The organism is Collinsella sp. AM20-15AC, assembly GCF_003471405.1.
GTDB lineage: Bacteria > Actinomycetota > Coriobacteriia > Coriobacteriales > Coriobacteriaceae > Collinsella.
Map to the genome: position 1 here is coordinate 1 of NZ_QRJA01000038.1, position 12307 is coordinate 12307.

The 12307-nt window shown below is 60.9% G+C and carries 12 protein-coding genes and 1 tRNA gene; all 13 read left to right on the plus strand.

Annotated elements, in window-relative coordinates; translation table 11 throughout:
• The first annotated feature begins 256 nt into the window (after window positions 1–256).
• The 13 genes from asnB (at window position 257) to lysS (ending at window position 12229) form a co-directional block, all read left to right on the plus strand.
• Window positions 257–2137 (plus strand): asparagine synthase (glutamine-hydrolyzing), encoded by a 1881-nt coding sequence (asnB, locus tag DW233_RS09440; RefSeq protein ID WP_117563808.1) that lies wholly within the window; start codon window positions 257–259, stop codon window positions 2135–2137.
• Between the two features lie 112 nt (window positions 2138–2249).
• Entirely contained in the window at window positions 2250–3812 is a 1563-nt protein-coding gene (locus DW233_RS09445) for a Mur ligase family protein (protein WP_117736906.1), read from the plus strand.
• A gap of 107 nt (window positions 3813–3919) precedes the next feature.
• A complete protein-coding gene (locus DW233_RS09450; RefSeq protein ID WP_117736905.1) occupies window positions 3920–4831 on the plus strand; it encodes an HAD family hydrolase in 912 nt (303 codons plus the stop codon).
• A 53-nt stretch (window positions 4832–4884) separates the two neighbouring features.
• On the plus strand, window positions 4885–5769 hold the full coding sequence (murI, locus tag DW233_RS09455) for a glutamate racemase (RefSeq protein WP_117736904.1): 885 nt from the start codon (window positions 4885–4887) through the stop codon (window positions 5767–5769).
• A 54-nt stretch (window positions 5770–5823) separates the two neighbouring features.
• Window positions 5824–6549: a ribonuclease PH gene (gene rph, locus DW233_RS09460; RefSeq protein ID WP_117563804.1), complete on the plus strand. Its 726-nt coding sequence runs from the start codon at window positions 5824–5826 to the stop codon at window positions 6547–6549.
• Between the two features lie 143 nt (window positions 6550–6692).
• Complete coding sequence (rdgB, locus tag DW233_RS09465; protein WP_117635961.1) at window positions 6693–7334, plus strand: RdgB/HAM1 family non-canonical purine NTP pyrophosphatase; 642 nt, start codon at window positions 6693–6695, stop codon at window positions 7332–7334.
• A gap of 3 nt (window positions 7335–7337) precedes the next feature.
• Window positions 7338–7784: a D-aminoacyl-tRNA deacylase gene (dtd, locus tag DW233_RS09470; RefSeq protein ID WP_117563802.1), complete on the plus strand. Its 447-nt coding sequence runs from the start codon at window positions 7338–7340 to the stop codon at window positions 7782–7784.
• A gap of 114 nt (window positions 7785–7898) precedes the next feature.
• A complete protein-coding gene (locus DW233_RS09475; protein ID WP_006234957.1) occupies window positions 7899–8195 on the plus strand; it encodes a Veg family protein in 297 nt (98 codons plus the stop codon).
• Between the two features lie 2 nt (window positions 8196–8197).
• Window positions 8198–9094 carry a 4-(cytidine 5'-diphospho)-2-C-methyl-D-erythritol kinase gene (gene ispE / locus DW233_RS09480; protein WP_233504190.1) on the plus strand — a complete coding sequence of 299 codons (897 nt, stop codon included), beginning with the start codon at window positions 8198–8200 and terminating at the stop codon, window positions 9092–9094.
• A gap of 49 nt (window positions 9095–9143) precedes the next feature.
• Window positions 9144–9220: transfer RNA gene (locus DW233_RS09485), tRNA-Pro, on the plus strand.
• A gap of 112 nt (window positions 9221–9332) precedes the next feature.
• Entirely contained in the window at window positions 9333–9608 is a 276-nt protein-coding gene (tatA, locus tag DW233_RS09490) for a twin-arginine translocase TatA/TatE family subunit (protein WP_152073393.1), read from the plus strand.
• A 106-nt stretch (window positions 9609–9714) separates the two neighbouring features.
• The gene (greA, locus tag DW233_RS09495; protein ID WP_006234960.1) at window positions 9715–10185 is read left to right on the plus strand and encodes a transcription elongation factor GreA; all 471 of its coding nucleotides are present in this window, start codon (window positions 9715–9717) and stop codon (window positions 10183–10185) included.
• A 79-nt stretch (window positions 10186–10264) separates the two neighbouring features.
• Window positions 10265–12229: a lysine--tRNA ligase gene (gene lysS / locus DW233_RS09500; protein WP_118267941.1), complete on the plus strand. Its 1965-nt coding sequence runs from the start codon at window positions 10265–10267 to the stop codon at window positions 12227–12229.
• Window positions 12230–12307 lie beyond the last annotated feature (78 nt).

Genomic DNA, 12307 nt, shown 5'->3' on the forward strand with positions numbered 1-12307 from the left:
ACCCATCGAAACACATCTCCACCGTTCCTTCAACTGGGAAAATGCCGACCCGGGGGCCCGAATGGGACCTCGGGGGCGTTCGGCTAGCTGCGGGAACGGCCTATTCGCTCAATGTGTTCGGCTGAGATCGGAAATCAACCCAGCGGAGCTGATTCAGTTGAGATTGCCTGAACATTCCGCCCCTCTTTACGCCCTCGGGTATACTCAAAAGCTACTGATTCGATTTGATGCCCAGCAACAGCAGAGGGGATAGTATATGTGCGGTTTTGTCGGTTTTGTCGGTGGGACGGATAACCAATCCGAGGTGCTCACCAAGATGATGGACCGCATCGTCCATCGCGGTCCCGACATGGGCGGTCAGTTTATCGACGGCCGCGTTGCCCTGGGCTTCCGCCGCTTGTCGATCCTCGACCTGACCGAGGCCGGCGCTCAGCCCATGGCCAATGAGGACGGTAGCGTCGTCATTGTCTTCAACGGCGAGATCTACAACTTCCAAGAACTCCGTTCCGAGCTCGAGGCCAAGGGCTATAAGTTCCACTGTGGAGCCGACACCGAGAGCCTCCTGCACGGCTACGAGGAGTGGGGCGAGGCCGTACTCGATCGCCTGCGCGGCATGTACGCCTTCGTCATCTGGGACAAGAAGAAGAACAAGCTTTTTGGCGCCCGCGACATCTTTGGCATCAAGCCGCTCTACTACTATCCCATGGCCGATGCGGGCGACGGCGCGCCGGGCGTGCTCTTTGGCTCCGAAATCAAGAGCTTCCTGGACTACCCGCACTTCCACAAGGCGGTCAACAAAAAGGCCCTGCGTCCGTACATGACGCTGCAGTATTCGGCAACCGAGGAGACCTTCTTCGAGGGTGTCTACAAGCTGCCGCCGGCGCATTACTTTACCGTAGACATCCCGACCGGCAAGATGAACATCGAGCGCTACTGGGATTGCGATTACTCTGCCGTCGAGAAGCCGTTCGAGGAGTACGTCGACGAGCTGGATGAGGTCGTGCACGAGAGCGTCGAGGCCCATCGCATCGCCGACGTTAAGGTCGCGTCGTTCCTCTCCGGCGGCGTCGACTCCAGCTACATCGCCGCTTGCCTCATGCCCGACAAGACCTTCTCGGTGGGCTTTGACTACAAGAACTTCAACGAGACCAACTACGCCAAGGAACTTTCTGACAAGCTCGGCGTCGAGAATGTCCGCAAGATGATAACCGCCGACGAGTTCTTCGGTGCGCTCGAGGACATCCAGTATCACATGGACGAGCCGCAGTCCAACCTGTCTTCCGTGCCGCTGTGGTTCTTGGCCGAGATGGCCCGCAAGGACGTCACCGTCGTGCTTTCGGGCGAAGGCGCCGACGAGCTCTTTGGCGGCTACGCCTACTACGAGGACACGGTCCCGGTCCGCAAATACAAAAAGATGGTGCCGCTGCCCATTCGTCGCGCGCTCGGTAACCTGGCGCTGCATATGCCGTACTTCAAGGGACATAACTTCCTGGTCAAGGGTGCCGAGATCCCCGAGAAGTCGTTCCTGGGACAGGCTCTGGTATGGCCGGAGCGCGAGGTCGACGGCGTGCTCAAGCCCGAGTACAACACCGGCGATGGCGCCTTCGAGCTTGCCGCTCCCATCTATGCGCGCGTGAAAGGTCAGCCCGAGCTGGTCAAGAAGCAGTACCTGGACATGAACATGTGGCTCCCGGGCGACATTCTGCTCAAGGCCGACAAGATGTGCATGGCGCACTCGCTGGAGCTGCGCGTGCCCTTCCTGGACCGCAAAGTCATGGAGTTCGCCGAGCACATTCCCGACCGCTACCGCATCAACGAGAACGGCAACAAACAGGTACTCCGCCACGCTGCCAACAAGTCGCTGCCCGATGAGTGGGCCACCCGTCCCAAGGTGGGCTTCCCGGTGCCGATTGTCTACTGGCTGCGCGAGCAAAAGTGGTACGACTATGTCAAGGAGTACTTCACCGCGCCGTGGGCAAGCGAGTTCTTCGATACCGACGAGCTCATGCACCTGCTCGATCTGCACTTTGCGGGCAAGGGCGATTTCCAGCGCAAGATCTATACGCCGCTCGTGTTCCTGGTGTGGTACAAGCGCTTCTTTATCGACGAGGACCAGCCCGCTGTTCAGGCTGCCTAGCCTCGGCTTACGAACGCCTGCGCGTAACGGCTCCTCCGGGAGCCGTTTTTGCGTGGGTGCGTTTCAGTTACTATAAAAACCGTCCCTGCCAAATGGCTGAGAAAGGCGAAAGATGCACCATTCGGATTCCGCGACCGTGACCACGGTCGATACGCTTGCCAAGCTTCTCGATGTGTGCGGCGAGCTGCGCGCATCAGAGCAGGTTGACGAGCGTGCCGTGACCGGCTGCTCGTTTGATTCGCGTGCGGTCTCGGCAGGTGACGTGTTCTTTTGCAAAGGCGCTGCCTTTAAGCCCGCGTTTTTGAGCATGGCGCTCGATGCGGGCGCCGTCGCATTTGTGTGCGAAGAGTCGCTGGTCGAGTCTCTGGAGCCGCTGGCGCAGGAGAGCGGTGCTGCGATGCTGGTTGTTGATAGCGTTCGCACGGCCATGGCCCTGTTGCCGCCGGAGGTCTACGACCGTCCCGACCACGACGTCAAGATCGTGGGCATCACCGGTACCAAGGGAAAGACCACGGCCGCTTTCATGCTCCAGTCCATCATCAAGGCAGCGGGCGAATCCTGCGGCATGATCGGCTCGGTGAGTACCGACGATGGCATCGAGTGCTACGAGAGCACCAATACTACGCCCGAGGCCCCCGAGGTCTGGCGCCATATCGCCAACTGCCGTGAGTCCGGTCGCCAGTCCATGGTCATGGAGGTCTCGAGCCAGGCACTCAAGTACCAACGCGTCGAGAATCTGCCGTTTGACGTGGCGTGCTTCCTCAACATCGGCCGTGACCACATCTCACCGATCGAACACCCCACGTTTGAGGATTATTTTGAGAGCAAACTCAGGATCTTTGACCAGGCAAAGACCGCCGTGGTGAATCTGGGCACCGAAGAGGTTGACCGTGTGCTGGAGGCAGCGTCGACGGCCGAGCGCTTGGTGACCGTTGGCGTCGAGCATCCCGAGGCAAGCCTGTGGGCAAGCGATGTCCGCGTGGTCGGCTTTAACATCGAGTTTAACCTGCATGGCCTGTGTGCCGACGAGTCCGAGGCGGGGGAGAAGGTCCTGCTGGGCATCGCGGGCGACTTTAACGTGGAAAACGCGCTGGTCGCTATCGCCGCTGCGCACGAGATCGGCATCGGTATCGAGGCTATCAAGAAGGGCCTCTCCAAACTGCGTGTGCCGGGCCGTATGGAGGTCGTGGAGTCGAAGGATGGCCGCGTGATCTGCGTCGTTGACTATGCGCACAACCAGCTTTCGTTCCGTTCGCTTTTCTCGTCGGTCAAGCGCGCGTTTCCCACTAGTCCAGTCATTGCAGTGTTTGGCGCTGCCGGCGGCAAGGCGCAGGAGCGCCGCGAGCAGCTTCCGCGCGAGGCCGCACCATATTCCGACCTGATGATCTTTGCCAACGAGGACCCGGCTCACGAGGACCCGATGAAGGTCTGTCGCGAGCTTGCCGAGCATGTTCCCGACGATACGCCGAACAAGATCATCCTCGACCGTGAAGCCGCTGTGCATGCGGCGTTCAAGGCGGCGCGCGAGGAGTACGTCAACCCCAATGCTCCCACCATTGTCTTGCTGCTGGCAAAGGGTGACGAGGAGCTCATGCACGTGGGCGACGAGTTCGTGCCCATCGAGAGCGACCTTTCGTTGGCCAATCGCCTGATCGATGTTACTCAGTTTGACTAATGAACCATGATGGCGAAGGCGCCCTGAGTGCGCTGTCGCCATAAACGTGTTCCCTCAATCAAAACATGCCGTCCAAGCCCAAACCCTTCTACGTAAACGGAGTAACCATGTCCCACAACACCCTGCCGACCGTCGCCGAGCTTTCGGGCGAGATGCGCGAGCGCTTGGCCAAGGTTAAGTACGTCTTTACCGACCTGGATGCTACGATGCTCGCACCCGGCTCGTGCGTGCTGCGCGACAACGACGGCAACCCCTCGACCAAGCTCGTCGAGGCTGTCGTGGCACTTGCCCGCGCCGGCATCCAAGTGGTTCCCACCTCGGGCCGCAACCGCACCATGATCCACGAGGATGCGCGCGTGCTCGGCCTCAACTCCTACATTGGTGAGATGGGTGGCCTGGTCATGTACGATCTCAAGGCCAACGATTGGGAGTATCTGACCGGCGATATGCCCTACGACCCATCTTGCGGTCTCACGCCGCACCAGGTGATCGAGCAGACTGGCGTGTGCGAGAAGATCCTCGCCCGCTGGCCGCACAAGATCGAGTATCACAACGACATGTCGACCGGCTACAAGTACCGCGAGGTTACCGTCGGCATGCGCGGCGACATCCCCGATGACGAGGCGCAGGCCATCCTCGACGAGGCCGGCTGTGGCCTGGTGTGGGCCTGTAACGGTCACCTGACGCATCTGTCCAAGCCGACGACGCTCGAGCTCGATCGCGTCGAGGACGGTCGTGCATTCAACATCAACCCCGCGGGCCTCAACAAAGGCGTCGCCATTGCGCGCTTCTGCGAGCACCTGGGGATCGAGCGCGAGGAGACGCTCGCGCTCGGCGATTCCGAGTCCGACTTCTACATGGCCGATCACGTGGGCACGTTCTGCCTGGTCGAGAATGGCCTGACGAGCGCCGGCGCGCCCGAGTTCCTGGCTGCTTGCGAGAACGCTTTCGTTACGCGCGGCAAAATTGTCGACGGTTGGGCGGCGACGGCAGAGCTGCTGGTCACGGCGCGTTCGTAGCGCGGCGTCGCCGCACTTGGATATGTCTTTTCGAGAGAGAATCTGGTGAGGTAATGTCCGATATCAAGAATCTGGCCGGGGACACGCGCCCTATTGGCGTATTCGACTCGGGTCTTGGTGGTCTGACGGTTGCGCGCGCCATCGCGACGGCGCTGCCGCACGAGTCCGTCTACTACTTCGGCGACACAAAACGCTGCCCCTACGGCACGCGCACCGAGGATGAGGTGCGCTCGTTTGCGTTGCAGGCGGGCCGTTGGCTGTCGAAGCACGACGTCAAGATTATGGTCATCGCCTGCAACACGGCGACCGCTGCGGCCTTGCGTCTGGCCCAGCAGGTGCTCGACGTTCCCGTCATCGGTGTGATCGCACCGGGCGCACGCGCGGCAATCAACAGCACTCGCACGCGCCGGGTGGGCGTGCTCGCCACCAACCTCACCATTCGCTCGGGCGCCTACACGCGCGCCATCCAGGACCTGGATGCCGGCGTCGATGTATACGGTTGTCCTGCCTCGAGCTTTGTCGAGGTTGTCGAACACGAGCTCGCCTCGGGTGCACATCTGCAGGAACAGTGGCTTGAGAACGAGGACATCTTCGATACGCCTGCCGTGCGTGCGCTGGTGGGTGCCACGGTTGAGCCGCTGCGCGACCACGGTATCGATACCGTGGTGCTCGGCTGTACGCATTTTCCGCTGTTGGTGGGACCTATCCGTCATGCGCTGGGGCCTGGGGTGCGCGTCGTGAGTTCCGCCGAGGAGACCACACGAGAGCTGACCGATATCCTCACGCGCCGCGAGCAGCTGGCGGGTGACGCCGCCGAGCCGCAGCATCGTTTTGCCACGACGGCCGATAACATTGCCGAGTTTGCGGTGGCGGGCAGCTTTATCTTTGGTCAGCCGCTCAAGAGCATCGAACATATCGATATCGATGAGCTGGAATAGATGTAAGGCAGCCGCCAAAGCCTTCGCCACATCTTTTGCCGAAAGGATATTTCTATGGAGTACATGCAGGTCAACCGCGCCAACGGCCGCGCCGCCAACGAGTTGCGTCCCGTTAAGCTCACCCGTGGCGTCATGAAGCACGCCCACGGTTCGTGCTTGGCCGAGTTCGGCGACACGCGCGTGCTGTGCGCCGCCACCATCGAGGAGGGCGTGCCGGGCTGGCGAAAGGGAGCTAAGGCCGGCTGGGTGACCGCGGAATACGCCATGCTGCCGACGTCGACCGGCAAGCGCTGCAAGCGCGAACACGCCAACCGCAAGGGCCGCTCCATGGAGATCGAGCGCCTCATTGGCCGCAGCCTGCGTACCGTCGTCAACATGAAAGCGCTCGGCGAGTACACCGTCACCGTCGACTGCGATGTGATTCAGGCCGATGGCGGTACGCGTACGGCGAGCATTACCGGCGCCTGGGTGGCGCTGCACGACGCCCTCGCCATGTGGGTCGAGGCGGGCAAGATCGAGCGCATCCCGCTTACCGGTCAGGTGGCCGCCATCTCCATGGGCGTTGTCGACGGCAATACGCTGCTTGACCTCGATTATTCCGAGGACAGCCATGCCGAAGTCGACATGAACCTCGTCGCCACCGACACCGGTGAGATGATCGAGCTCCAGGGCACTGGCGAGCAGGCGCCCTTTGACCGTAAGCGCCTCAACGCCCTGCTCGACTTGGGCGACAAAGGCATCGCCGAGCTCATCGAGCTTCAGCGCCAAGCCATCGCCTAACCTGCCAAAAAGGGACAGGTTTATTTTGGCAGGTTTTATCTGGGAAAACGTCGAAGTATAAGACTGCCGTTGATTGAGAGGGGAGAGGCGGAGGCCCTCGTCGCCCTCGGCGCGGCATTGCTATAGAGACAAGGAGACCACTCATGGCACTTGAGAAGATCGACATCGACACCCTCGACCCGGCGGCGACCATTGTCGTGGCAACGGGCAACGCCCATAAGCTCACCGAGATCGAGGCCATTTTGGGCAAGGTCATGCCCGAGGTGCGCTTTGTGGCGCTCGGCCAGCTGGGCGAATTTGAGGACCCCGAGGAAAACGGCACGACGTTTTTGGAGAACGCCATCATCAAGGCGCAGGCTGCCGTCGAAGAGACGGGGCTCATGGCCATTGCCGACGATTCGGGCCTGGTCGTCGACGCGCTGGACGGTGAGCCCGGTGTGTATAGCGCGCGCTACGCGGGCGTTCACGGCGACGATGCCGCCAACAATGCCAAGCTGCTCGTGAATCTGGAAGGCGTGGCAGACGAGGACCGCACCGCGCGCTTTATGAGCGTCGTTGCGCTCATCGATACGGACGGCCTGGTCACCTATGGCGAGGGCGCCTGTGAGGGCGTTATCGCGCACGAGGGCCGCGGCGATCACGGCTTTGGCTACGACCCGCTGTTCCTGCCGGTCGATACGCCGGGCAAGACTATGGCCGAGCTCACGGCGGACGAGAAGAACGCCATCAGCCATCGATTCCATGCGCTCGAGCACCTATCCGCCAAACTGACGGGCGAGGAGTAGGCCGTGCGTGCGGTGGTTCAGCGCGTGCTCAACGCCGGCGTGACGGTCGACGGCGAGTACGTGGGCAAAATTGGGCGCGGCTATCTGGTGCTGTTGGGCGTGGGCCACGGCGACACGCGCGCCGAGGCTGATAAGCTGTGGGGCAAGCTCCGCGGCTTGCGCATTAACGAGGACGAGAACGGCAAGACCAACCTGGCACTTGCCGATGTCGACGGCGAGGTTCTCGTAGTGTCGCAGTTCACGCTGTTCGCCGATTGCCGTCACGGCCGCCGCCCATCGTTTACCGATGCCGGCGCCCCCGATGTTGCCAACGAGCTCTACGAGTACTTCTTGACGCTCGTTCGCAAAGATGTCGAACACGTGGCGCACGGCATCTTTGGCGCCGATATGAAAGTCGACTTGGTCAACGACGGTCCGTTCACCATCGTCCTCGATACCGACAATCTGTAAGTAGCCAAATTAGCTACTTGCGTATGGCGGCAGCAGGGTGCTATAGTATTAGAGTTTTGTCTATGTTAGGGGTATTATCCCCTTTTTGAATTGCACCTTCTGGAGGCCCTGTTCATGGAAGAGATGGAAGTCAATCACGTCGACGACATCCACGAGAAGCTGACCGATATGGTGGGCGATCGCGTCAAGGTGAAGGCCAACATGGGCCGCACCCGCGTCGTCGAGCGCATGGGCACCATCAAGAGCGTCCACCCCGCCGTCTTTATCGTCGAGGTCGACGAGCGCCGCGGGCGCAAGTCGCGTCAGTCCTACCAGTATATCGATGTCCTCACCGGTCAGGTCGAGCTGTTCGACCCCGAGAGCGGCGAGCATATCTTTACCCCGCTCGGCAATCAGCTCGAGGAGCACTAACGGTGACCGATCGGTCCCTGACTCTTTCCGCGCCGGCAAAGATTAACCTCTACCTGGGGGTTCATACCGAGCGCGATGACCGCGGCTACCACAGGGTCGATTCCCTGATGGCAGCCGTCGGTCTTTCCGATTCCGTGACGGTCGCGCCGGCGCAGGCGCTGACCGTCCAGACGGTTCCGGCATCAGATTTTCCCATGCAAAAGAATACGGCGTATCGGGCTGCGGTTGCTATGGCCGAGCATTATGGTCGCGAGGCAAACATCTGCGTGACGATTGAGAAGCGCATTCCATTGTGCGCCGGCTTGGGCGGCCCCTCGACGGATGCGGCCGCGGTCATTGTCGCCTTGGCGGAGCTCTGGGGAATTGATCACACCGACCCCGCGCTCGACGACATTGCGCGGGGTATTGGTGCTGACGTCCCGTTCTTTTTGCACGCGAGCCCTGCGTTCTACGTAGGTGGGGGAGACGTGCTGGCAACTGAGTATCCCGCGCTGCCCGCAACGCCCGTCGTGTTGGTCAAGCCGCGCGAGGCAAGCGTTTCGACAATTGAAGCCTATCGACGTTTTGACGAGGCTCCGGTGCCTGCAGACAAGCCCGGCGCGATAGCTTCTGCCTTGCATGCTGGTGATGCCGAGACGGCATATGCGCTCATCCATAACAACCTGGGTGTCATTTCCGCACAGATGGAGCCGCAGATACAAACGGTTCTCGATTGGCTGCGTAAACAAGACGGCACCGTTGCTGTAGATGTGTGCGGATCGGGCGCCTGCTCGTTTGCCATTTGCGACACCGCCGCCACGGCCGAAAGGCTTGCCGACGCTGCCCAGCAAAACGGCTGGTGGTCCTGCGCGACGGAGCTCATTCCCAACACGGTTCGCATCGAAGTGCCAAAGAAGTAAAAATTTCTCTAGCACACGACGGAAATCTTTGTTACTATAGTCGAGCTAACGGGTTGTGGCTCAGTTTGGTAGAGCACTGCGTTCGGGACGCAGGGGTCGCTGGTTCAAATCCAGTCAACCCGACCAGAGCATGAGGAGGGACCGCTTCTTGCGGTCCCTTTTTTTAGCTATTGTTGTGATACCGCGATACCCGCGGTATACTCATTCGAGCTTGTCTCGCTGTATTGTGGAGGTCTACATGTTTGGACTGAGGGCTCCTGAGCTCATCATTATTCTCGTTGTTGTCCTGATTATCTTCGGGCCTAAGAACCTGCCGAAGCTCGGCAAGTCCCTCGGCTCTACCGTCAAGAATATCCGCGAGGGTATGGAGGGCGACGATAAGGGCGAAACCAAGCAGGCCGAGGACGTTGTGGTCGAGGAGTCCAAGGAGGACAAGGAGATCGCAGAGCTCGAGGCCAAGCTCGCTGCTGCCAAGCAAAAGAAGGCAGAGGACAGCGACGCGGACGCAGAGTAGTCCCATCCCTTTGGGGTGAGCACCTGACCGGCTTGCCCGCAGGCTAGCCGGTCTTTTTCGTTTTGTTGACAGTTGATCGTTACATCATAGTTGGGGAGATATCCGTATGGACGCAAGCCAGATCGTACTGACCGCTGAGGGCCGCCAGAAGCTCGTCGAGGAGCTCGCTTGGCGTGAGGGCGATTACGCCAAGGAGATCGTCGAGGACATCAAGGAAGCCCGCGCGTTCGGCGACCTTTCGGAGAACTCCGAGTACGACGCCGCCAAGGACAAGCAGGCCCAGAATGCTGCTCGCATTGCCGAGATTCAGGCCATCCTCGCCAACGCTCAGGTTGCTGCCACTACGGGCGATCTGACCGTCTCCATCGGTTCCACCGTTTCTCTGATCGATCCCAACGGTGAGGTCATGGAAGTCACGCTCGTCGGTACCACCGAGACCAACTCGCTCGAGCACAAGATCTCCAACGAGTCTCCGGTCGGCCATGCCATCATCGGTCACGGCGAGGGCGACTCCGTCGAGGTTGTTACGCCTTCGGGCAAGACCCGCGTCTACACCATCGCAAAGATCGCACGCTAGACCACGGTCCCGCGTAAAGGCATGTTTTCGCTCCCTGGGACCGAATCCTGGGGAGCGTTTTAATTTGAGGAGCTAACTTATGGCAGAGAACCAGAACGCCGCCGATCAGGCATCGACGCTCAACGACGAGCGCGCCACCCGCCTGGCCAAGCGCGCCGCCCTGTTCGAGGCGGGCCAGAACCCCTATCCCGAGCACTCCGAGATTGAGGACTACGTCGTCGACATCGAGACTAAGTACGCCGAGCTCACCGATGGCGAGGACACCGAGGACGTCGTGAAGATCGGCGGCCGTGTGGTCGCCAAGCGCGGTCAGGGCAAGATCATGTTCATCGTTGTGCGCGACGCGACCGGCGAGATCCAGCTGTTCTGCCGCATCAACGATATGGACGAGGCCGCCTGGAATACGCTCAAGGCCCTCGACCTGGGCGATATCCTGGGCGTGACCGGCGTGGTCGTGCGCACCAAGCGTGGCCAGCTTTCCGTTGCCCCCAAGAGCGCGACGCTGCTGTCCAAGGCCGTTCGCCCGCTGCCCGAGAAGTTCCACGGTCTCTCCGACAAGGAGACCCGCTATCGTCAGCGTTATGTCGACCTGATCGCCAACGACGACGTTCGCGAGACCTTCCGCAAGCGCTCGCAGATCCTCTCCACGTTCCGCCGCTTTATGGAGTCCGATGGCTACATGGAGGTCGAGACTCCTATCCTGCAGACCATCCAGGGCGGAGCTACTGCCAAGCCGTTCATCACGCACTTCAACGCGCTCGATCAGGAGTGCTACCTGCGTATCGCCACCGAGCTGCACCTCAAGCGCTGCATCGTCGGCGGCTTTGAGCGCGTTTTCGAGATCGGCCGCATCTTCCGCAACGAGGGTATGGACCTTACCCACAACCCCGAGTTCACCACGATGGAGGCCTACCGCGCCTTCTCCGATCTCGAGGGCATGAAGGCGCTCGCCCAGGGTGTCATTAAGGCCGCTAACAAGGCTATCGGCAACCCCGAGGTTATTGAGTACCAGGGCCAGACCATCGACCTTTCTGGTGAGTGGGCCAGCCGTCCCATGACCGACATCGTCTCCGACGTGCTCGGCAAGCAGGTCACCGTCGATACGCCGGTCGAGGAGCTTGCTGCCGCCGCACGCGAGAAGGGCCTGGAGATCAAGCCCGAGTGGACCGCCGGCAAGATCATCGCCGAGATCTATGACGAGCTGGGCGAGGACACCATCGTCAACCCCACCTTCGTGTGCGATTACCCCATCGAGGTTAGCCCGCTTGCCAAGCGCTTTGAGGATGATCCGCGCCTGACCCATCGCTTTGAGCTGGTCATCGCCGGTCACGAGTACGCCAACGCGTTCTCCGAGCTCAACGACCCGGTCGACCAGGCCGAGCGCTTCGCTGCCCAGATGGCCGAGAAGGCCGGTGGCGACGATGAGGCCATGGAGTACGACGAGGATTACGTGCGCGCCCTCGAGTACGGTATGCCTCCCGCGGGTGGCATCGGCATCGGTATCGACCGCGTGGTCATGCTGCTCACCAACCAGGCTTCCATCCGCGACGTGCTGCTGTTCCCGCACATGAAGCCCGAGAAGGGTTTCCAGTCCGGTGCCGCTGCTGCCAAGGCCGCCGAGGCCGGCAACGCCGCGAGCCCCTTCGTCAAGCCGCTTAAGCCCACGGTTGATTATTCCAAGATTGCCGTTGAGCCGCTGTTTGAGGAGTTCGTCGACTTTGATACCTTCTCCAAGAGCGACTTCCGCGCCGTGAAGGTCAAGGCATGCGAGGCCGTCAAGAAGTCCAAGAAGCTGCTGAACTTTACGCTCGATGACGGCACCGGCACCGACCGCACCATCCTCTCCGGCATTCACGATTATTACGAGCCCGAGGACCTGGTCGGCAAGACCCTGCTCGCCATCACCAACCTGCCTCCGCGCAAGATGATGGGCATCCCCAGCTGTGGCATGCTCATCAGCGCCATCCACGAGGAGGAGGGCGAGGAGCGCCTCAACCTGATTCAGCTCGACGCTTCCATCCCTGCCGGCGCGAAGATGTACTAGGGGGTTACGCGGTTCTACGAACCGCGTAACGGCTCGACGCTGCGCGGGCCGCATTTGGACAATCTGACGTTCAACTTC